The following is a 22,400-nucleotide window of genomic DNA, read 5'->3' on the forward strand; positions in this document are numbered from 1 at the left end:
GCCCACTTTGACCGACGAGGTACAGCATGCGTCGCACTATGGTAGCTGGTAACTGGAAGATGCACGGTACCCGCGCCAGTGTCGCTGAGCTGGTAAATGGCCTTCGTCACTTGGCCTTGCCTAGCGGTGTTGATATCGCTGTATTTCCGCCTTGCTTGCATATCGCCCAAGTGGTTGATGGCTTGAAAGGCAAGTCGATTCAGGTCGGCGCGCAGAACTCTGCGGTGGAAGCGATGCAAGGTGCGTTGACCGGTGAGATTTCGCCGAGTCAGCTGGTTGATGTGGGTTGTTCCTATGTGCTCGTTGGGCACTCCGAGCGTCGTCAGATGATGGGCGAGCGTGATGGAACACTCAACCGCAAGTTCGCAGCGGCACAGGCTTGTGGCTTGATTCCAGTGTTGTGCGTAGGGGAAACCTTGGCGGAGCGCGAATCGGGCAAGACTCTTGAAGTTGTCTCGCGTCAGCTGGGCAGCATCATCGAGGAGCTGGGTGTTGGTGCGTTTGCAAAGGCAGTAATTGCTTACGAGCCGGTCTGGGCCATTGGTACCGGGCTGACTGCTACACCGCAACAGGCGCAGGATGTGCACGCAGCCATCCGCGCGCAGTTGGCGGCAGAGAATTCTGAGGTCGCACAAGGTGTGCGGCTTCTATACGGCGGCAGCGTGAAGGCGGCCAATGCGGTCGAACTGTTCGGCATGCCGGATATCGATGGGGGGCTCATTGGTGGAGCTTCCCTGAATGCAGATGAGTTCGGTGCGATCTGTCGCGCCGCGGGAAACTGAAAAAATGCTGGAAACAGTCGTAGTCGTTTTTCATCTGTTGGCTGCCCTGGGCGTAGTTGCCCTGGTTTTGTTGCAACAGGGTAAAGGTGCGGATGCTGGTGCGTCTTTCGGTGCAGGTGCTTCAAATACTGTGTTCGGAAGCCAAGGTTCCTCTACCTTTCTTAGTAAGTTTACTGCTATACTTGCCGCAGGTTTTTTCATAACCAGCTTAGGGTTAGGTTACTTTGCTAAAGAGAAAGCTCATGTGCTGACTCAAGTAGGCTTGCCAAACCCAGCGGTGCTGGAAGTACCAAAAGCAAAACCGGCTTCTGACGATGTCCCGGTGCTTCAAGAGCAAAAGTCGGCTACTCCAGCGACTGACGTACCTCAAGCTCAAGAGCAGAAGTAAGAAGGGTTGTAAACGCTGTATTGCCGAGGTGGTGGAATTGGTAGACACGCAACCTTGAGGTGGTTGTGCCCATAGGGTGTAGGGGTTCGAGTCCCCTTCTCGGTACCAATTATCAGGAGAGCCCGCTGTTGCGGGCTTTCTTGTAGGTGGAAGGTTACATTGACCCTGCAAGGGATCGGTCGTATACTTCCGCCCCAGCTTTGTCGCGGGGTGGAGCAGTCTGGTAGCTCGTCGGGCTCATAACCCGAAGGTCGTCGGTTCAAATCCGGCCCCCGCAACCAGTTTTAGCGGAGCCCCTTTTAAGGGGCTTTTTGTTAGCTGGACACTTTCAACGCCGCTGTTCGACGGCGTTTCAAGGATGGGCGTTTCGCCCATTTTTTTATTTTGCACAGCATGCACATACATGCACGAGGGGGTTCAGGTGTCGAGCAAGCTAGAAGAGTTGCAGGCCTTGCTGGCCCCGGTGGTCGTGGCCCTAGGCTATGAATGCTGGGGTATTGAGTTTTCGGCTCAAGGTCGCCACTCAATGTTGCGCGTTTATATCGATAAAGAGGGCGGTGTGCTGGTGGACGATTGCGCCATTGTCAGCCGTCAGATCAGCGGTGTCCTGGATGTTGAAGATCCAATCTCCGTTGAATACACCCTCGAAGTTTCCTCGCCAGGCATGGAACGCCCACTGTTCACTATCGAGCAGTTTGCCAAATATGCCGGTGACCAAGTGAAGATCAAGCTGCGCTCCCCTTTTGAAGGGCGACGCAATTTTCAGGGCCTTCTGCGCGGTGTAGAAGAACAGGATGTCGTGGTGCAGGTAGACGACCATGAGTTCCTGTTGCCGATCGATATGATCGACAAGGCCAACATTATTCCCAGTTTTGACTGAGACGCGGATCCCGCGGATCCAATGGCTTGCGAAAGGCGAGGCGTACGATGAGCAAAGAAGTACTGCTGGTTGTTGAGTCGGTATCCAACGAAAAGGGTGTACCGGCAAGCGTGATTTTTGAAGCGTTGGAGCTGGCCCTGGCCACTGCTACCAAAAAGCGTTTTGAAGACGAAGTTGATCTGCGTGTGGAAATCAACCGCCACACCGGTGCCTACGAGACTTTCCGTCGCTGGACGGTTGTCGAAGAGGACGATCTTGATGATCCGGCCATCGAAACCTGGCCAAGCAAGGTTGCGCAAACGCACCCTGGCGCCAAGGTCGGTGATGTTGTCGAAGAAAAGATCGAGTCCATCGAGTTCGGCCGCATTGCTGCACAGACTGCCAAGCAAGTCATCGTGCAAAAAGTCCGCGAAGCCGAGCGCGCGCAAGTCGTTGACGCTTATCGCGAGCGCCTGGGTGAAATCATCTCCGGCACCGTGAAAAAAGTGACCCGCGACAACGTGATCGTCGACCTGGGCAACAACGCCGAAGCGTTGCTGGCCCGTGAAGACATCATCTCTCGCGAAACCTTCCGTGTTGGCGTGCGTCTGCGTGCGCTGCTCAAGGAAATCCGCACCGAGAACCGCGGCCCTCAGTTGATCCTGTCGCGTACCGCGCCGGAAATGCTGATCGAGCTGTTCCGTATCGAAGTGCCGGAAATCGCCGAAGGCCTGATCGAAGTCATGGCTGCGTCCCGCGACCCGGGTTCGCGTGCCAAGATCGCGGTCCGTTCCAAGGACAAACGCATCGACCCGCAAGGCGCTTGCATTGGTATGCGCGGTTCGCGCGTCCAGGCAGTGTCGGGCGAATTGGGCGGTGAGCGTGTGGACATCGTCCTGTGGGACGACAACCCGGCGCAGTTCGTGATCAACGCCATGTCGCCGGCTGAAGTGGCGGCAATTATCGTTGACGAAGATGCCCATGCAATGGACATCGCCGTTGGCGCAGACAATCTGGCTCAGGCCATTGGTCGTGGTGGTCAGAACGTGCGTCTGGCCAGCCAACTGACCGGCTGGACCCTGAACGTGATGACCGAATCGGACATCCAGGCTAAGCAGCAAGCTGAAACCGGTGACATCCTGCGCAACTTCATCGACGAGCTGGAAGTCGACGAAGACCTGGCGCAGGTGCTGGTAGATGAAGGCTTCACCAGTCTGGAAGAGATTGCCTACGTACCGTTGGAAGAAATGCTCAACATCGACGGCTTTGACGAAGACACCGTCAACGAGCTTCGCGCTCGGGCCAAGGATCGTTTGTTGACTAAAGCCATCGCTACTGAGGAAAAGCTGGCAGACGCCCATCCGGCCGAAGACCTGCTCTCGCTTGAGGGTATGGACAAGGATTTGGCGATGGAACTGGCGGTGCGCGGCGTAATTACCCGCGAAGACCTGGCCGAGCAGTCTATTGACGATCTGCTCGACATCGACGGCATTGACGATGATCGTGCCGGCAAGTTGATCATGGCCGCCCGAGCCCATTGGTTCGAGTAACTAGGCGCGGCCTGAGGAGAGAAGTGCATGACGCAAGTCACGGTGAAACAACTGGCCGATGAGGTCAAAACACCGGTAGAGCGCCTGTTGCAGCAGATGCGTGAGGCAGGTCTGCCGCACACCGCCGCCGATGAAGGTGTGAGCGATAGTGAGAAGCAGTCTTTGCTGACTCACTTGAAGAGCAGCCACAAGGCGAAAGTGGAAGAACCGCGCAAGATTACATTGCAGCGCAAAACCACCAGCACCCTGCGTGTTGCTGGTAGCAAGAGCATCAGCGTTGAAGTACGCAAGAAGAAAGTCTTCGTACAACGCAGCCCGGAAGAAATCGAAGCCGAGCGCAAGCGCGAACTGGAAGAACGTCGCGCAGTAGAAAATGCTGCTCGTCAGAAGGCTGAAGAAGAGTCCAAGCGTCGCGCCGAAGAAGAAGCGCGTCGCCAGCCTGCTGCTGCGCAAACTGCTGGTACTGAAGCGGTCGCTGCGCCTGTTGAAGCTGTGCGTGAGGCCGCTCCGGTTGCCGCTGCACCTGCTCCTGCAGCCGACGCTCGCAAGCGTGACGAACCTCGTCGCCCGGACAAACCACGTGCCGACGATAACAATCGTCGTAGCGGCGGTGGCGATGGCGAGCGCAAAAACGCTCCGCATCGTGCTTCGGTCAAAGAGAAAGCGCCTGCTCCACGCGTTGCCCCACGGACTACCGACGAAGAAAGCGATGGCTTCCGTCGTGGTGGTCGCGGCAAGGCCAAGCTGAAAAAACGCAACGCCCACGGTTTCCAGAGCCCAACCGGCCCTGTCGTGCGTGAAGTGAAGATCGGCGAGACCATCACTGTTGGCGATCTTGCCCAGCAGATGTCGGTCAAGGCAGCTGAAATCATCAAGTTCATGTTCAAGCTGGGCACTCCGGCCACCATCAACCAGGTACTGGATCAGGAAACTGCCCAACTGGTTGCTGAAGAGCTGGGCCACAAAGTGACCCTGGTCAGCGACACCGCCCTGGAAGATTCCCTGGCCGAGTCCCTGAAGTTTGAAGGTGAGGCAGTTTCCCGTGCGCCGGTCGTGACCGTAATGGGCCACGTTGACCACGGTAAGACTTCCCTGCTCGACTACATCCGTCGTGCCAAGGTTGCTGCTGGCGAAGCCGGCGGTATCACCCAGCACATCGGTGCGTACCACGTAGAAACCGAGCGCGGCATGGTCACCTTCCTCGACACCCCTGGTCACGCTGCGTTTACCGCAATGCGTGCCCGTGGTGCCAAGGCGACCGACATCGTGATCCTGGTCGTTGCAGCGGACGACGGCGTGATGCCGCAGACCATTGAAGCTGTCCAGCACGCCAAGGCTGCCGGTGTTCCGCTGGTCGTTGCCGTGAACAAAATCGACAAGCCGGGCGCTGATCTCGATCGCATCCGTAGCGAACTGTCGGTTCACGGCGTGACGTCCGAAGAGTGGGGCGGCGAGACGCCATTCGTATCGGTTTCCGCGAAGATGGGTACCGGCGTTGACGAACTGCTCGAAGCCGTTCTGCTGCAAGCCGAAGTCCTGGAACTGACCGCTACCCCATCGGCCCCTGGTCGTGGTGTCGTGGTTGAGTCCCGTCTCGACAAGGGCCGTGGCCCGGTTGCGACCGTACTGGTTCAAGACGGTACCCTGCGCCAAGGCGACATGGTCCTGGTCGGTTCGAACTACGGCCGTGTACGTGCCATGCTCGACGAGAACGGCAAGCCAATCAAGGAAGCAGGTCCTGCTATCCCGGTCGAGATCCTCGGCCTGGACGGTACGCCGGACGCTGGCGACGAGATGAGCGTAGTGGCCGACGAGAAGAAAGCCCGTGAAGTGGCTCTGTTCCGTCAAGGCAAGTTCCGCGAAGTCAAGCTGGCCCGTGCTCACGCCGGCAAGCTGGAAAACATCTTCGAGAACATGGGCCAGGAAGAGAAGAAGACGCTTAATATCGTCCTCAAATCTGACGTACGTGGTTCCCTCGAAGCGTTGAACGGCGCCTTGAACGGCCTGGGTAACGACGAAGTGCAAGTGCGCGTTGTCGGTGGCGGTGTCGGTGGTATCACCGAATCCGACGCCAACCTGGCACTGGCTTCCAACGCTGTACTGTTCGGCTTCAACGTGCGTGCCGATGCTGGCGCTCGCAAGATCGTCGAGCAGGAAGGCCTGGACATGCGTTACTACAACGTCATCTACGACATCATCGAAGACGTCAAGAAAGCCCTTACCGGCATGCTTGGCAGCGACGTCCGGGAGAACATCCTGGGTATCGCCGAAGTACGTGACGTGTTCCGCTCGCCGAAATTCGGCGCGATCGCCGGTTGCATGGTTGTCGAAGGCACCGTGTACCGTAACCGTCCAATCCGTGTACTGCGTGAAGACATCGTTATCTTCGAAGGCGAGCTGGAATCCCTGCGCCGCTTCAAGGATGACGCTTCCGAAGTACGTGCCGGCATGGAATGCGGTATCGGCGTCAAGAGCTACAACGACGTCAAGGTTGGCGACAAGATCGAAGTCTTCGAGAAGGTTCAGGTTGCTCGCAGCCTCTAACTCGCGCACTTCCGGAGCCACGCAGCGTGTGGGCATGCAAATGCCCCGTGCAGCGTACGGACTCTAAACGCAACGCCCGGTCTGGCTTTTGTCAGGCCGGGCGTTTGCCGCTTTCAGACCCCACGGGTTTCACCGTGTGGCAGTAACAGGTAACAAGACATGGCAAAAGAATACAGCCGTACCCAGCGTATCGGCGATCAGATGCAGCGCGAGCTGGCCCAACTGATCCGTCGTGAAGTCAAAGACCCGCGCGTTGGCCTGGTGACCATCACCGCCGTTGAAGTGAGCCGTGACGTTGGTCACGCCAAGATCTTCATCACCGTGATGGGGCAGGACAACAGCGAAGAAATCGCGCAAAGCATCAAGGTGCTCAACTCGGCCGCAGGCTTCCTGCGCATGCAGTTGGCCCGTGAAATGAAGCTGCGCAGTGTTCCCCAGTTGCACTTCCACTACGACGAAAGTGTCGTGCGTGGTGCGCACCTGTCGGCACTGATCGAGCGCGCCGTGGCTGAAGACAGCCAGCACCCGTCCACACCTGAAGACGCCAAGGAGTAAGTGGTGGCTCAGGTCAAACGTATCCGTCGCAACGTCAGCGGCATCATTCTGCTCGACAAGCCCATTGGCTTTACCTCCAATGCCGCCTTGCAGAAGGTTCGCTGGCTGCTCAATGCCGAGAAGGCCGGGCACACCGGCAGCCTCGATCCCCTGGCCACCGGTGTGTTGCCGTTGTGCTTTGGCGAGGCCACCAAGTTCTCGCAATACCTGCTCGATTCCGACAAGGGTTACGAAACCCTGATGCAACTGGGCAAGACCACCACCACGGCCGATGCCGAAGGTGATGTTTTGCAGGTTCGCGACGTGACCGTTGGTCGTGCAGATATTGAAGCGGCTTTACCCGGTTTTCGTGGGCAAATCAGTCAGATACCGCCCATGTACTCGGCGCTCAAGCGTGATGGGCAGCCTCTTTACAAGCTGGCACGTGCGGGCGAAGTAGTGGAGCGCGAACCGCGTTCTGTTACTATTGCGCGCTTGGAATTGCTCGCCTGTGAAGGTGACACTGCGCGCCTGGCCGTGGACTGCAGCAAAGGCACCTATATCCGTACCCTGGTGGAAGATATTGGTGAAAAGCTCGGTTGCGGCGCGTACGTTGCAGAACTGCGACGCACCCAGGCCGGCCCTTTCACCCTGGCCCAGACGGTCACGCTGGAAGAGTTGGAAGCGGTGCATGCCGAAGGCGGCAATGAAGCAGTTGATCGCTTCCTGATGCCATCGGACAGCGGTTTGCTGGATTGGCCATTGCTGCACTTCTCGGAGCACAGCGCGTTCTACTGGCTCAACGGCCAGCCGGTACGTGCCCCGGACGCGCCGAAGTTCGGCATGGTGCGGGTACAAGATCATAACGGTCGCTTTATCGGTATCGGTGAAGTGAGCGAAGACGGGCGCATCGCGCCGCGTCGACTGATTCGGTCAGAATGACCGAACGAGTGTGGCTGTTAACAGGCACGGTCAACACTCATTTTTAGATACAGGGATTTGTCCCTGGCCTGTTGAGACTGCCCTTTGGGCGGTTTCCTGAAAAAAGGATTGCCTCATGGCTCTCGACGTTCAAGAAAAAGCACAAATCGTTGCTGACTATCAGCAAGCTGTTGGTGACACTGGTTCGCCAGAAGTGCAAGTTGCACTGCTGACTCACAACATCAACAAGCTGCAAGGTCACTTCAAGGCCAACGGTAAAGACCACCACTCCCGTCGTGGTCTGATCCGCATGGTAAACCAGCGTCGTAAGCTGCTGGACTACCTGAAAGGCAAGGATCTGGGTCGTTATCAGGCTCTGATCGGTCGCCTGGGTCTGCGTCGCTAATAAGCGATTGCGCTAGAGGTTGGTTGTCTGCCGTGTGTCAGTGGGATTCCCGCTGGCCCATGGCAGGCTCCCAGCCTCAAGTTTTATCTGGATACACGTTTTACCCTGGACGAGGCTCGGGCCGATTCCCGAGATTGCCCAAGAATTTCGCAAGAAGACAAGTTCCCCAAGAGCCACAAAGAAGGTAGGACACCGTGAACCCGGTTATCAAAAAGTTCCAGTTCGGTCAGTCGACCGTTACCCTTGAGACAGGCCGTATCGCCCGTCAAGCCTCCGGCGCAGTGCTGGTTACCGTTGACGACGACGTTACCGTATTGGTGACCGTTGTTGGCGCCAAGACCGCTGACCCAAGCAAAGGCTTCTTCCCTCTTTCCGTTCACTACCAGGAAAAGACTTACGCTGCCGGTAAGATCCCTGGTGGTTTCTTCAAGCGCGAAGGCCGTCCTTCCGAGAAAGAAACCCTGACTTCCCGACTGATCGACCGTCCGATCCGTCCGCTGTTCCCAGAAGGCTTCATGAACGAAGTGCAGGTTGTCTGCACCGTCGTTTCCACCAGCAAGAAAACCGATCCGGACATCGCTGCGATGATCGGTACCTCGGCTGCCCTGGCTATCTCGGGCATTCCGTTCGACGGCCCGATCGGCGCCGCCCGTGTTGCTTTCCACGAAAGCACCGGCTACCTGCTGAACCCGACTTACGAGCAACAGAAAGCATCGAGCCTGGACATGGTCGTTGCCGGTACCTCGGAAGCCGTATTGATGGTTGAATCGGAAGCCAAAGAGCTGACCGAAGACCAGATGCTGGGTGCAGTACTGTTCGCCCACGACGAGTTCCAGTCTGTTATCAAGGCTGTCACCGAGCTGGCTGCCGAAGCTGCCAAGCCAACCTGGACCTGGGCTCCACAGGCCGAAGCGACCGAACTGCTGGGCGCTATCCGCTCCGAGTTCGGCGCTGCGATCTCCGACGCCTACACCATCACCGTCAAGGCCGATCGCTACGCTCGCCTGGGCGAGTTGAAGGATCAGGTTGTTGCCAAGCTGTCCGGTGAAGAAGGCCAGCCTTCGTCCAGCGAAGTCAAAGCCGCTTTCGGCGAAATCGAATACCGCACCGTTCGCGAAAACATCGTTAACGGCAAGCCACGTATCGACGGTCGCGACACTCGCACCGTACGCCCGCTGAATATCGAAGTCGGCGTTCTGCCGAAGACTCACGGTTCGGCGCTGTTCACCCGTGGTGAAACCCAGGCCCTGGTAGTCGCGACTCTGGGCACCGCCCGTGACGCACAGCTGCTGGACACCCTGGAAGGCGAGAAAAAAGACCCGTTCATGCTGCACTACAACTTCCCGCCGTTCTCGGTGGGCGAGTGTGGTCGCATGGGTGGCGCTGGTCGTCGTGAAATCGGTCACGGCCGTCTGGCCCGTCGTTCGATCGCCGCCATGCTGCCGGCTGCCGACGTGTTCCCATACACCATCCGTGTTGTATCGGAAATCACCGAGTCCAACGGTTCCAGCTCCATGGCTTCCGTTTGCGGTGCTTCCCTGGCCCTGATGGACGCCGGTGTGCCGATGAAGGCGCCGGTTGCCGGTATCGCCATGGGCCTGGTTAAAGAAGGCGAGAAGTTCGCCATCCTGACCGACATCCTGGGTGACGAAGACCACCTGGGCGACATGGACTTCAAAGTAGCCGGTACCTCCAAAGGTGTGACCGCGCTGCAGATGGACATCAAGATCAAAGGCATCACCGAAGAGATCATGGAGATCGCCCTGGGCCAAGCCCTGGAAGCGCGCCTGAACATCCTCGGCCAGATGAACCAGATCATTGGTCAGTCCCGCACCGAACTGTCGGAAAATGCTCCGACCATGATCGCGATGAAAATCGACACCGACAAAATCCGTGATGTCATCGGTAAAGGCGGCGCGACTATCCGTGCGATCTGTGAAGAGACCAAGGCTTCGATCGACATCGAAGACGACGGCTCGATCAAGATCTTCGGCGAAACCAAGGAAGCGGCTGAGGCTGCACGCCAGCGCGTCCTGGGCATTACCGCTGAAGCCGAGATCGGCAAGATCTACGTCGGTAAGGTTGAGCGTATCGTCGACTTCGGCGCGTTCGTCAACATCCTGCCGGGCAAAGACGGTCTGGTGCACATCTCCATGCTGAGCGACGCTCGTGTCGAGAAAGTGACCGACATTCTGAAAGAAGGCCAGGAAGTGGAAGTGCTGGTACTGGACGTGGACAACCGCGGCCGTATCAAGCTGTCCATCAAGGACGTAGCAGCAGCCAAGGCTTCGGGCGTTTAATCACCCCCAGGCTTCACGCTGAAAAAAAGGACTCTTCGGAGTCCTTTTTTTATGGGCGCGCAAAAAGTGCAGGAAAATCAACACCGCCCACGCTGTGGAAAAAGCCGCAACTTGCACGCAGGCACGATGGGCTTCATGCAAGTTGCACGATTCCGAAAATTGAGAGATTTTCTAACTTGTTGTTTTAAAAGGATTTTATAGGTCTGCAAAACTTGGCACAGCGCTTGCAATATCTCTGTTAACGCTGCAGCATCAAGGTACACACACTGCAGACTTTTAATAAAACAGGAGTTACTCGTATGAAGAAGTTCGCTCTCGCTACTGCTACCGCTCTGACCATGGCCATGGCTGCTAACGTAGCCTTTGCTCAGACTTCCCAAGCGCCTATGACTCTGGCAGCCGGCGAAGTGACCAAAGCCAAGGAGTCCACCTCGGACACTTGGATCACCACCAAGGTAAAAGCTGATCTGCTGACCGAAAAAGGTATTCCAGGTTCGGACATCAAGGTTGAAACCAACAAAGGTGTGGTTACCCTGTCGTCTGACGTAGAAATCTCCGAATCGCAGAAAGCGACCGCTGTCGCTATCACCAAGAAAATCAAAGGCGTGAAAGCGGTCTCTGCCGACAGCCTGCATGCAGGCGGCGCCTACAAAGCCGACAATGTCGACAAGACCAAGAGCGCTGCCGCCGGCGCCAAAGAGTCTACTTCCGATACCTGGATCACCACCAAAGTGAAAGCTGACCTGGTGACCGAGAAAGGCATTCCTGGCACCGACATCAAAGTCGAAACCAACAAAGGTGTTGTTTCCCTGTCTTCGACCGCCGCAGTGACCGAAGCACAGAAAACCACCGCGGTGAACATCACCAAGCAAATCAAAGGCGTTAAAGCTGTATCGGCCGATGGCCTGAAAGCAGAGTAATGCCCAACGTATCGTCTTGAACAAAACGTCGGCGGCAACGAGTGAGCCAGATATCCACTCAATGCACCTCACGTGTTCATGCGACCGACCACAGGGATGTGGTCATTACAGGCCCCGGCACTTGTGTCGGGGCCTGTTCTATTGTGGCTTGGAATACCGACGATAAGTCGATGAAGATCAAATGTGGGAGCGGGCTTGCCCGCGATTGCAGTGGATCAGTCAAAGCTGTTCAAGCTGACCCACCGCTATCGCGGGCAAGCCCGCTCCCACACAAGCCCACCCACATGTTTGTGGCTTACTCGGCATCCAGATGCATCGGTGTCACCACCCGCCCATCTTTCTCCGCCTGACCCAGGTTGGCATCAATGAAGTACACCCGGTCATCTTCCAGCTGGCCCTTGTCCACCAGGTAGTCCTTGATCGTGCTCGCACGGTCCTGGCCAAGTTGGCGCAGCAGTACGTCACTGGCGCTCCAGAACTTGATCACGCCGTCACGCAGCTTCGCAGTGCGGTCACTGTCGCTCAGGTCCTTCCATTCCGCCGGAGGTTGCTGTTTCAGGCGGGTGCGGTAGATGCCTTCCAGCAATGGCGCCTTTTCCTTCTCCGGTACAACCAGCAGCGAAGCCTGGGCGGGAACCTTGTCGCCACGGCGCTGAAGGATCTTGTAGTAGTTGTATTGGTATTCACGCTCCAGACGCTCTGCGGCCAGGAACGGCCCGTCGCTGCTGGCAGCGGCCGTGCCTTCGATTTCCAGGCGCAGGGCCGGGCGTTCTTTCAGCGCCTTGGCCAGCGTGTTCAAGGCGCCTTCGGCATCCTTGTTCAGTTCGCTGGAACCTGCGGCGAAGGACACATTGCCCAAGTCCTCCGCGCCACCGCCGGTAACCAACCCACCGATAAACTTGAACGGTGCCGTTGCGGCGCGTACCACCAGGTTGCGCAGGGTCTGCCACACGATCGGCATCACGCTGAACTGTGGGTTGTTGAGGTCGCCCGTCACTGGCAGCTCGATGGAGATTTTGCCATCGGAGTCCTTGAGTAACGCGATGGCCAGGCGGATCGGCAAGTCCACGGCGTCGGCGCTGTCGACTTTCTCACCCAGTTGCAGTTGCTCGACCACCACTTTGTTTTCGGCTTTCAGCTGGCCTTTGGTGATCACGTAATGCAGGTCGAGATTGAGCCGGCCCTTGCGGATACGGAAACCGGCGAACTTGCCGGAGTAGGGGGTCAGGGTCGTCAACTCGACCCGTTTGAAGCTGGTGGCGATATCCAGCGCCGCCATCGGATCAAACGGGTTCACGCTGCCCTTGATTGTCACCGGCGCGTAGCGATCCACCTTGCCCTTGATGTCGACGCTGGCCGGTTTGGCCTGGCGGCTGTCGATCGTACCGATCTGCCCGTTGAGCTGTTGAATGGCGGTGGCAAAGTTGGGGGTCAGGCTGAAGTCGGCAAAGTTGGCCGAACCGTCGTTGATCGCAATCTGCCCGATACGAATGCCCAGCGGCTTGTCTTTGCTGGCCGGTTTCGGACTCTTATCGGGCGCCTGTGGAATCAGCAAGTCATCGACGTTGGTGGTGCGGTCGTCGTTGATCATGAAACGCGCATAGGGTTGCAGCAGGTTGACCTTGTCGATCGACAGGCTCTCGCCGTGCTGGTAGTTGACGCCTTCGACCACCAGGCGCTGCCATTTGAGGAAGTCGCGGGTCTTGAGGGTGTCGAGGGTATGCAGCTGGTCGACCTGGGCGCGTCCGGTGATTTGCAGCTTGAGTGGATCGGCGCTTTTGAGGTTCACGTCCAGGTTGCTGCCGAGCATGCCGCTACGCAGTTCCAGGCGTATGAACGGGCTGATATAGGCCTGGGCAACCCGCAGGTCGATGTCCTGGGTATTGACCTTGAGCTTGGCGCTGATCGGGTTCAGGTTGACCTCGCCCGTCGCGAGGATCTTGCCCTGCTTGCCCAGGCCGGTATCGACCTTCAGGGTAAACGGGCTTTGGTTGAGGCTGTCGAAGTTCTGCACGTCGACGTTCAGCGGGCCCAGCTCCAACGCGACGGCAGGTTTGACCTGGCGGTCGGCCAGATGCACCTGATAGTTACGCAGTTGCACGTCCTTGAGCAGCACTTGCCACGGTTTGCTGGGCGCTGCCGGTGCCGGTTTGGGGGAGTCGGCGGTAGCCGGCGCTGTGGCGGCTTCCGGCTTCTGGGCCGACTTGCTCGGTTGGCTGGCAAACAGTTTCTGCCAGTCCAGTTGACCGTCGGCTTCGCGGGCGGCCCAGGTTTCCAATTTGTTGCTACGGATCTTGCCCACCACCACTTGTTGCTTGGCCAGGTCCACGGTGGTTTCGCTGACGTCCAGGCGCTCCAGGCGCACCAGCGGCCGGCCATCCGGGGCCTTGAGGGCAAACGGTGCGATGCTGGCGGCGGTGTTGGTCAGGTTCAGCTCGGTCTCTTTGTCCAGGCTGAATTTGTAGTCGGTGCTGAAGTTCAGCACGCCGTCCTCAAGCACCAGCGGCAGCGCATCACGGACATACGGCCACCAGGCCTTCATCTTGCCGTCGGTGACTTTCAGCGTACCTTCGGACGTGATCGGCACCAGGCTGAAGTTGCCTTTCCAGTCGATCTGCCCGCCTTCCGGGCCGGCGGCGACCAGGGTCATGTCGGCATTGTCTTCGGGCAGGGTGCTGAGGTTTTTCAGCTCGAAGTCGAGTTTGTCGTAGAGGAATTCGATGGGCTCGCTGGGACGCAAGTCTTCGAAGTGCACATAGCCGCCGGCCAGCTTGATGGCGTCGATCCGCAAGGGAAAGGGCTTGGCATTCGGGTCGGCCGGGGTGGGCTCGCTGGGCGGAATCTTGAACAGTTGCGCCAGGTTCAACTGGCCGGACTTGTCGAACAGCAGCTGCGTCTTCGGCTGGTCCAATTGCACATCGGCCAGGTGCAGCGCGCGGGTCCACAGGCTGTCGATCTGCAGGTTGGCGTAGAGGCGTTCGAAACCGATCTGTTCTTTGCCCGGCTCGCCGATCTTCAGGCCCCAGACCGTCAGTTCCAGGCTGAACGGGTTGAGCTCGATGCGCTCGATCCGTGCCGGCACCGTGGCGTAATTGGCCAGTTGCTGGTTGGCAATGCGCAGGGCAATGCCGGGCAAAATCAGAAAGCCCAGCAAGCTGTACAGGGCAACGGCGGTCAACAAGGCGCCAGTGGCGCGAATCAATCCTTTGGGCATGGGGCGGCGCCATCTATGTCAAACAGGAGTGCCTTGGAGTATGGCACGGGTTTTCGGTTCCGAAGAGCAGGGCTATTGGGAAACGTCCTACAGCTGCAGTATCAGAGTTTTCAGCGGTGGCTGCTGGTCTTGTGAAGGGAAATCCACCCCCGGCGTCATGATTTTCCAGTCGCGTACCGGGCGCCCGGCCTTCTCCGCGCAGCGCAGAACCTGTTCGCGCCAGTCATCCATGCTGACCTTCGCCAGGTTGTTGCAGCAGATCAGCACGCCATTGTCGGCCGTGGCGAGCAGTGCGGGCTTGAGCAGGCTTTGGTAGTCACGCAACAGGTCGACGGTGCCAAAGGCGCTCTTGGCCCAGGCCGGAGGGTCGAGCAATACGAGGTCGTACTGACGCTGTTCCAGGCGTGGGTAGCTCGGCAGTTTCTGGCCGCGACGCTGGGTAATGGGCAGGCCGGCCAGTTGGCGGATCGCCGGGAAGTAGTCGGACTGCACGAATTCCATGGCTGGCAATTGCGGGTTCAGCTCGCCGTTTTCGCGACCAACCGCCAGGTTGCCCTCGGCAAAGTCCAGGTTGCACACCTCGCGGGCACCACCCGCCGCCGCGCTGAGGCCGACGCCGCAGGTGTAGGCGAACAGGTTCAACACGCTTTTGCCGGCGCTGTGGGCCTTGACCCAGCCGCGGGTGTTGCGCAGGTCGAGGAACAGCAGCGGGTCCTGCCCGGCATGGCGCCCGCGTACACGGTAGTTGAGGCCCCATTCGTGGCCGACCAAGTCTTCCAGTGCTGCAGGTTCGGCGCGGTACACCGTGTCTTCGCGATCGATCCGCGAGTTGCCACGGGAACGGTCGTTGTACACCAGCAGCAATTCCAGGCCGATGTACTGGTTGATCAGTTGGTGCAGGTCCAGCAACTCGTCGGTTTGCAGCGACTGGTGGAAGCTCTGCACCAGCAATTGCGGGCCGTAGCGGTCGATGGTCAGGCCGCCGGCGCCTTCCTGGCTGCCATGGAACAAGCGGTAGCAGTCGGTGCCTTGGGCGTGCAGCTCGTTGATCAGGTCTTGGCGATGATCGAGGGCGGCGCGCAGCGCCTGATTCAAGGGAGACATGGAGCGCGCCTTGCTTAAGTAATGGGGGTAAATGTGGGCGCGGAGTTTAACAGCTATAGGGCCTGGCCTACATCAGCCCCATCCGCCGATGCGCCCGTTGTACCGAACCATTGCGCATCGCCCAGCGCAGCAGCGGTGCACTGCGCTTGACCCCGGCGCGGATCATCTGGCGTTGCAGCGGGCTCTGGTGCTGGTCAAGCATGGCGCTGGCCCAGTCCGGCAACAGGTCGATCCCGGCCTGCATCATCAGCGCGCCAAACGGTTTGGCCAGGGTGCTTGGCGCCGGGGCATCGAGCAGCAGGCGCAACACTTCGCGGCTGCGCTCGTCGCACAAGAGTTGTGGGCGGATACGCGCCAGGTAATCCGACACTTCCTGCCGCGAACGCGGCACATGCCGCGCGCCCAGTTGTTCGGCGACCAGGGCGATTTCGGCGTAGTAGCGGTCCTGGTCACGCCCCGACAGGTGCGGGTTGCGGTAGCGCAGGTGGGCGGCGAGAAAGTTGCTCACTTCCGCCACATGCACCCAGGTCAGCAACTCCGGGTCGCTGGCCGCATACGCCCGCCCGTCCGGCGCATGGCCGACCACTTGCAGGTGAATGGTGCGCACTTTTTCGATCAGCCATTCGGCGTCCTTGCGCGAACCAAAGGTGGTGCCGGAAATGAACTGCGACGTGCGCCGCAAGCGCCCGAGCATGTCCTGGCGAAAGTTCGAGTGATCCCACACGCCGGCCAGGGCCAGCGGGTGCAAGGCTTGCAGCATCAAGGCGCTGATGCCGCCGATCAACATGCTGCTGAAGTCGCCATGGACTTGCCAGCTGACCGAGTCCGGCCCGAACAGGCCGGGGTCGCCCTTGGGGTTTTCCAGGTCCAGTTGGCCCAGTGACAAGCCCGTGAGGCTCATCAACTGGGTTTCGATACGGCTGCGGATAAATTCCATGGCGACTCAGGTTTTCCTATCGGTTCAGGCGTTTGTCGATCAGGCCATCGACCACGCTGGGATCGGCCAGGGTGGACGTGTCACCGAGGCTGTCCAGTTCGTTGCAGGCGATCTTGCGCAAAATCCTGCGCATGATTTTGCCGGATCGGGTCTTCGGCAAGGCCGGCGCCCATTGGATCAGTTCCGGCTTGGCAAAGCTGCCGATTTCCTTGCTGACCAGCTCCAACAGGTATTTTTTTAGCCCATCGTCGGGCGTGACGCCATTCATCGGGGTGACAAAGGCGTAGATGCCCTGGCCTTTGACATCATGGGGGTAGCCCACCACGGCGGCCTCGGCCACCAGGTCGTGGAGGACCAGGGCGCTTTCCACTTCAGCAGTGCCGATGCGGTGCCCGGAGACGTTGATCACGTCGTCAATACGCCCGGTGATCCAATAGTCGCCATCTTCATCACGTCGCGCGCCGTCGCCGGTGAAGTAGTAGCCGGGGTAGGGTTTGAAATAGGTGTCGATCATGCGCTGCGGGTCACCGTAGACGCTGCGGATCTGCCCCGGCCAACTGGCCTTGATCGCAAGTACGCCACTGCCGGCGCCGTCAAAAGCTTTACCGTGCTCATCCAGCAACACCGGTTGTACGCCGAACATCGGCTGGGTCGCGCAGCCCGGCTTGATCCGCTGCGCGCTGACCAGCGGGCTGAGCATGATGCCGCCGGTCTCGGTCTGCCACCAGGTATCGACAATCGGGCAGCGCTGCTCGCCGACGGCATTGAAATACCAGTCCCAGGCTTCGGGGTTGATGGGCTCGCCCACGCTGCCGAGCAACCGCAGGCTGGCGCGGGATGTATTCTCCAGCGGGCCGTGGCCTTCACGCATCAGCGCGCGCAGGGCCGTCGGCGCGGTGTAGAAGATGTTGACCTGATGCTTGTCGATCACCTGCCAGAAGCGCGAGCTGTCCGGGTAGCTCGGCACGCCTTCGAACATCAGCGACGTCGCGCCATTGGCCAGCGGGCCGTACACGATGTAGCTGTGGCCGGTGACCCAGCCCACGTCGGCGGTGCACCAGAACACTTCGCCGTCGCGGTAGTCGAGCACGTACTTGAAGGTCATCGCCGCTTGCAGCAGATAGCCGCCGGTGGTGTGCAGCACGCCTTTGGGTTTGCCGGTGCTGCCGGAGGTGTAGAGGATGAACAGCGGGTCTTCGGCGTCCATCGGCTCGGGTGGGCAGTCGGCGCTGGCGGCGTCGAGGGCGTGTTGATACTTGAGGTCGCGGCCTTCGCTCCAGTTCACGTTCGCGCCGGTGCGTTGCACCACCAACACGGTGCTGACATTCGGGCAACTGGCCAGGGCTTTATCGACATTCTGCTTCAATGCCACCGGCTTGCCGCCGCGCACGCCTTCGTCGGCGGTGATCACCGTGCGGCAGTCGGCGTCGAGGATGCGGTCACGCAGGGCATCCGGCGAGAACCCACCAAACACCACCGAGTGCACCGCGCCAATGCGGGTGCAGGCCAGCATGGCGTAGGCCGCTTCCGGGATCATCGGCATGTAGATGCACACCCGGTCGCCTTTCTTCACGCCACGGCCTTTCAGCACGTTGGCCAGGCGGCTGACGTTTTGGTGCAGTTGGCGGTAGGTGATGTTGGAGGATTGTGTCGGATCGTCGCCTTCCCAGATGAAGGCCGTTTGCTCAGCGCGGTGCGCGAGGTGACGGTCGATGCAGTTGTAGCTGACGTTCAGTTGGCCGCCGGCGAACCATTGCGCAGCGCCGGTGTGGATGTCCGATTGCTGAACGGTGTGCCAGGGAGTGATCCAGTCGAGAAAAGCCTCGGCCTGTTCGGCCCAGAAGGTATCGGGTTGCTCGATGGATTGGCGATAGAGGCGCCTGTAGTCCTCTTGGCTGAGTTGCGCAGCGCGGCGCACGGCATCGGCAGTGGGGAAAGTGCTGATATCGAACATGAGCGGTCCTTATTCTTGTTTTAGGCACAAGACATAAAGATGCACGCTGTGGGGGGAGGGTTCAAGGCCAACCTCCAAACGGACGTTGGCCTTGAAGGGGCAGGATCAGCCGCGGTGACGACCGCGGAAATAGTTGATCAAGCCTTGGGTCGAGGCGTCATCTGCCACGGCTTCTTCGGCGCCGGTCAGGCGGTTGTACACGCCCTTGCCCAGCTCTTTGCCCAACTCCACGCCCCATTGGTCGAAGGCGTTGATGCCCCAGATCACGCTCTGCACGAACACCTTGTGCTCGTACATGGCCACCAGTGCGCCGAGGCGACGCGGGCTGATGCGTTCCACCACCAGGGTGTTGCTCGGGCGGTTGCCCGGGATCACCTTGTGCGGCGCCAGCTTCTGCACGTCTTCTTCGGCGATGCCCTTGTCGCGCAGCTCGGCTTCGGCTTCGCTGCGGGTCTTGCCGAGCATCAGCGCCTGGCTTTGCGACAGGCAGTTGGCGTACAGCCACTGATGGTGGTCGGACACCGGGTTGAAGCTGACAATCGGCACGATAAAGTCGGCCGGGATCAGTTGGGTCCCCTGGTGCAGCAACTGGTGGTAAGCGTGCTGGCCGTTACAGCCGACGCCGCCCCAGATCACCGGGCCGGTATCGGTGGACACCGGCGTGCCGTCCTGGCGCACGCTCTTGCCGTTGGATTCCATGTCCAGCTGTTGCAAGTGCTTGGTGATGTTGCGCAGGTAGTGGTCGTACGGCAGGATCGCGTGGCTCTGCGCGCCCCAGAAGTTGCCGTACCACACGCCCAGCAGGCCCAGCAGCACCGGCATGTTCTGTTCGAACGGGGCGTTCTGGAAGTGCTGGTCCATGGTGTAGGCACCGGACAGCAGTTCCTTGAAGTTGGACATACCGATGGCCAGGGCAATCGGCAAACCGATGGCCGACCACAGCGAGTAACGGCCGCCGACCCAGTCCCACATCGGGAAGATGTTTTCTTCGCGGATACCGAACGCCACGGCCGCCGCGTTGTTGCTCGATACGGCGATGAAGTGGCGGTATAACTCGGCTTCCGAGCCACCCTGGGCCAGGTACCAGGCGCGGGCGGCCTGGGCATTTTTCAGGGTTTCGAGGGTGTTGAAGGATTTCGACGAGACGATAAACAGCGTGGTCTCGGCGCGCAGCTTCATGGTCAGTTCGTGGAACTCACTGCCGTCGATATTCGCCAGGTAGTGGCAGCGCACGCCTTTGTGGGCGTAGGACAGCAGCGCTTCGGAGACCAGCTCCGGGCCGAGGAACGAGCCACCGATGCCGATGTTCACCACGTCGGTGATCGGCTTCTCGGTGTAGCCACGCCACAGGCCGTCGTGGATGCGGCCGACCAGGTCAGTGATCTGGTTCAGCACCTTGTGCACGTCCGGCATGATGTTCACGCCGTTGACCGACAGCTTGTCACCCACCGGGCGGCGCAGCGCGGTGTGCAGGGCAGGGCGGCCCTCGGACGAGTTGACCGGCTCGCCCGCGTACAGCGAGTTGATCGCGGCCTTGAGGTCGACTTCCTTGGCCAGGGCCACCAGCAAATCACGGGTTTCGCTGGTGATCAGGTTTTTCGAGTAATCGAGGAAAAGTCCGCAGCTGCTCAAGGTGAATTGGGAAAAACGCTGGGGATCGGCATTGAACGCGTCGCGCATGCTGAAATCCTGCATGGCTTGGCGGTGTTGATTGAGCGCTTGCCAGGCGGGCAGAGCGGTAACGTCATGAGGAGTGCGGTAGTACGCCATCGCTGCGGGTTTCCTTTTATTACGGGGACTGCCTTTAGGACACTTCAAAGCCCGGAACGTCCTGCCTCTCATCAAGCGGCGGGTTCCAGACAGCGCTAACCAAGAGCGCAGGGCGATTACATTAAACCTAGCGTGTGAACTTGTCTTGGCTTTGTCTGCGCTGTGGCCGGTACTTTTTTATACCGGCACGGCAGGGAGGGCAACAGGCGAGGGTCAGTTGAGGTTCAGATGCAGGTTATCGATGAGGCGAGTTGTGCCCAGGTAGGCTGCGACGAGGATCACCACATCGCGGTCTTCAGGGGTTGCCGGGCGCAGGTTTACGCCTTGACGCACTTCGAGGTAGTCCATGCGCAGGCCGGCGGCTTCGATCTGCTGGATCTGTTCGGCGCGCAGCTTGGCGAAGTCGTGGTCACCGGCTTGGATGGCTGCGGCAATCTGGCTGAGGCTGCGGTACAGCACCGGCGCGATGGCGCGCTGTTCTGCGCTGAGGTAACCGTTGCGCGACGACAGCGCCAGGCCGTCCTCGGCGCGCACGGTGGGCTCGCCGATGATCTGGATCGGCATGTTCAGGTCCTGCACCATGGCGCGGATCACGGCCAGTTGCTGGTAGTCCTTCTGGCCAAATACCGCGATGTCCGGCTGGACCATGTTGAACAGCTTGCTCACCACGGTCGCCACGCCTTCGAAGTGCCCCGGACGGCTGGCGCCGCACAGGCCTTCCGACAGGTGTGGCACGCTGACGCGAGTCTGGCCAGTGGTGCCGCCGGGGTACATTTCCTCGACGGTGGGCGCGAACAGCAGGTTGCAGCCGGCTTGCAGGAGCTTTTCCTGGTCAGCGGCCAGGGTGCGCGGATAGGTATCCAGGTCTTCGCCGGCGCCGAACTGCAGCGGGTTGACGAAAATACTCGCGACCACGAAGTCCGCTTGCTGCGCGGCCTTGGTCACCAGGGTGGCGTGGCCGCTGTGCAGGTTGCCCATGGTCGGTACAAAGCCGATGCGTTTGCCGGCGTTGCGGGCGTGGGTTACTGCGGCCCGCAGTTCGCGTAGGGTTTTGACCGTGTTCATGCAGAGAATCCGTGTTCGGCGCCGGGGAAGGTCACGCCTTTGACTTCGCTGACGTAGGCGCTGAGGGCGGCGTGGATGCTGTCCTGGCCGGTCATGAAGTTCTTCACGAACTTCGGCACGCGGCCGGAAATCGACAGGCCGAGCATGTCGTGAACCACGAGCACTTGGCCATCGGTGGCCGAGCCCGCGCCAATGCCGATCACCGGCACCTTGACGGCCTGGGTGATCTCGGCGGCCAACTCACTCGGCACGCACTCCAGCAAGATCATCGCCGCGCCCGCTTGTTCCAGAGCGATGGCATCGGCACGCATCTGCCGCGCCTGCGCTTCGTTGCGGCCTTGCACCTTGTAGCCACCGAGGACATTCACCGACTGCGGCGTCAGGCCCATGTGTACGCACACCGGTACGCCGCGCTCAGCGAGCAGGCGCACCGACTCGGCGAGCCACAGGGCGCCTTCGACCTTGATCATGTGCGCGCCGGCCTGCATCAGCTTGCCCGCGTTCTGGAAGGTCTGTTCGAGGGTGGCGTACGCCATGAACGGCAGGTCGGCGATGATGAAGGCACCATCGTTGCCGCGCTTGACGCTGGCGGTGTGGTAGGCAAGTTCATCGGTGGTAACAGGCAAGGTGCTGTCATTCCCTTGAAGAACCATGCCCAGGGAGTCGCCCACCAGTAACACTTCAACCCCGGCCTGGCAGCTGGCGTGGGCGAAGGTGGCGTCATAGCAGGTCAGCATGGTGATTTTTTCACCTTTGAGCTTGAGGCTCTGCAAGGTGGTCAGGGTAATGTCTGGCATGAAAAGGGTCCTCGTTCAGGCGCTTGGAAACAGCGAGTAACGCGCGTGAGTCTTCGTTTATACAGGCGCACTGTCTTGAGAGCAGTGCTTATAAGGCCTGGATTGCGCCCTTTAGCGCCGGGTTGGCGGCAGCGGGACGCCTATAGTCGTGAGGAGGGCACGGGAAGTCAATTGGATGTGTTACCGCATTGTTACGAGGGGGGTGTTACCCGTGTTACTGATGCGATTCAGCCTGTGGATAGGGTTTTTAGAACACGGGAGGTCAAAGGTGGGAGCTGGCTTGCCTGCGATAGCGGTGGGTCAGCCAAGTCTGTGTAGCTGACCCACCGCTATCGCAGGCAAGCCAGCTCCCACA

Annotated in this window: 17 protein-coding genes and 2 tRNA genes; 12 read left to right on the plus strand and 7 right to left on the minus strand. The window is 59.7% G+C overall.

Annotated elements, in window-relative coordinates:
* Positions 1-26 precede the first annotated feature (26 nt).
* The 12 genes from tpiA to B348_RS0107715 all read left to right on the plus strand — a co-directional run bounded on the left by tpiA (position 27) and on the right by B348_RS0107715 (position 11,204).
* Positions 27-782, plus strand: a complete 756-nt coding sequence (gene tpiA, locus B348_RS0107660; RefSeq protein ID WP_026136640.1) for a triose-phosphate isomerase — start codon at positions 27-29, stop codon at positions 780-782.
* A 4-nt stretch (positions 783-786) separates the two neighbouring features.
* Entirely contained in the window at positions 787-1,170 is a 384-nt protein-coding gene (gene secG / locus B348_RS1000000130755) for a preprotein translocase subunit SecG (RefSeq protein WP_026136641.1), read from the plus strand.
* Positions 1,171-1,192: 22 nt separating this feature from the next.
* Positions 1,193-1,278 (plus strand) — tRNA-Leu (locus tag B348_RS0107670).
* Between the two features lie 96 nt (positions 1,279-1,374).
* Positions 1,375-1,451: transfer RNA gene (locus tag B348_RS0107675), tRNA-Met, on the plus strand.
* Positions 1,452-1,591: 140 nt separating this feature from the next.
* Entirely contained in the window at positions 1,592-2,050 is a 459-nt protein-coding gene (rimP, locus tag B348_RS0107680; RefSeq protein ID WP_032864760.1) for a ribosome maturation factor RimP, read from the plus strand.
* Positions 2,051-2,097: 47 nt separating this feature from the next.
* The gene (nusA, locus tag B348_RS0107685) at positions 2,098-3,579 is read left to right on the plus strand and encodes a transcription termination factor NusA (protein WP_017735551.1); all 1,482 of its coding nucleotides are present in this window, start codon (positions 2,098-2,100) and stop codon (positions 3,577-3,579) included.
* A 27-nt stretch (positions 3,580-3,606) separates the two neighbouring features.
* Positions 3,607-6,123 (plus strand): translation initiation factor IF-2, encoded by a 2,517-nt coding sequence (infB, locus tag B348_RS0107690; protein ID WP_017735552.1) that lies wholly within the window; start codon positions 3,607-3,609, stop codon positions 6,121-6,123.
* Between the two features lie 159 nt (positions 6,124-6,282).
* Positions 6,283-6,678 (plus strand): 30S ribosome-binding factor RbfA, encoded by a 396-nt coding sequence (gene rbfA, locus B348_RS0107695; RefSeq protein ID WP_003176137.1) that lies wholly within the window; start codon positions 6,283-6,285, stop codon positions 6,676-6,678.
* A gap of 3 nt (positions 6,679-6,681) precedes the next feature.
* Entirely contained in the window at positions 6,682-7,599 is a 918-nt protein-coding gene (truB, locus tag B348_RS0107700; protein ID WP_026136642.1) for a tRNA pseudouridine(55) synthase TruB, read from the plus strand.
* A 115-nt stretch (positions 7,600-7,714) separates the two neighbouring features.
* Positions 7,715-7,984 (plus strand): 30S ribosomal protein S15, encoded by a 270-nt coding sequence (gene rpsO / locus B348_RS0107705; RefSeq protein WP_003176135.1) that lies wholly within the window; start codon positions 7,715-7,717, stop codon positions 7,982-7,984.
* 194 nt (positions 7,985-8,178) lie between these two features.
* Positions 8,179-10,284: a polyribonucleotide nucleotidyltransferase gene (pnp, locus tag B348_RS0107710; RefSeq protein ID WP_017735554.1), complete on the plus strand. Its 2,106-nt coding sequence runs from the start codon at positions 8,179-8,181 to the stop codon at positions 10,282-10,284.
* Between the two features lie 299 nt (positions 10,285-10,583).
* The gene (locus B348_RS0107715; protein ID WP_026136643.1) at positions 10,584-11,204 is read left to right on the plus strand and encodes a BON domain-containing protein; all 621 of its coding nucleotides are present in this window, start codon (positions 10,584-10,586) and stop codon (positions 11,202-11,204) included.
* A 295-nt stretch (positions 11,205-11,499) separates the two neighbouring features.
* Here the strand turns inward: B348_RS0107715 and B348_RS0107720 are convergent, their stop codons facing one another.
* From B348_RS0107720 to panB, 7 genes are all read right to left on the minus strand, one after another.
* Positions 11,500-14,418 carry a DUF748 domain-containing protein gene (locus B348_RS0107720; protein ID WP_017735556.1) on the minus strand — a complete coding sequence of 973 codons (2,919 nt, stop codon included), beginning with the start codon at positions 14,416-14,418 and terminating at the stop codon, positions 11,500-11,502.
* Positions 14,419-14,505: 87 nt separating this feature from the next.
* Entirely contained in the window at positions 14,506-15,522 is a 1,017-nt protein-coding gene (locus B348_RS0107725) for a class I SAM-dependent rRNA methyltransferase (RefSeq protein ID WP_017735557.1), read from the minus strand.
* A gap of 67 nt (positions 15,523-15,589) precedes the next feature.
* Positions 15,590-16,459 carry an oxygenase MpaB family protein gene (locus B348_RS0107730; RefSeq protein ID WP_017735558.1) on the minus strand — a complete coding sequence of 290 codons (870 nt, stop codon included), beginning with the start codon at positions 16,457-16,459 and terminating at the stop codon, positions 15,590-15,592.
* 16 nt (positions 16,460-16,475) lie between these two features.
* Positions 16,476-18,413: an acetate--CoA ligase gene (gene acs, locus B348_RS0107735; protein ID WP_017735559.1), complete on the minus strand. Its 1,938-nt coding sequence runs from the start codon at positions 18,411-18,413 to the stop codon at positions 16,476-16,478.
* 105 nt (positions 18,414-18,518) lie between these two features.
* A complete protein-coding gene (gene pgi / locus B348_RS0107740) occupies positions 18,519-20,183 on the minus strand; it encodes a glucose-6-phosphate isomerase (protein ID WP_017735560.1) in 1,665 nt (554 codons plus the stop codon).
* A gap of 213 nt (positions 20,184-20,396) precedes the next feature.
* Positions 20,397-21,248 (minus strand): pantoate--beta-alanine ligase, encoded by an 852-nt coding sequence (gene panC, locus B348_RS0107745; RefSeq protein WP_017735561.1) that lies wholly within the window; start codon positions 21,246-21,248, stop codon positions 20,397-20,399.
* Positions 21,245-22,045, minus strand: coding sequence for a 3-methyl-2-oxobutanoate hydroxymethyltransferase (gene panB / locus B348_RS0107750; protein WP_017735562.1), 801 nt, complete (start codon positions 22,043-22,045; stop codon positions 21,245-21,247). The genes panC and panB overlap by 4 nt, the downstream gene beginning before the upstream one ends.
* Positions 22,046-22,400 lie beyond the last annotated feature (355 nt).

The sequence above is a fragment of the Pseudomonas sp. CBZ-4 genome, from assembly GCF_000346755.1.
Classification (GTDB): Bacteria; Pseudomonadota; Gammaproteobacteria; order Pseudomonadales; family Pseudomonadaceae; genus Aquipseudomonas.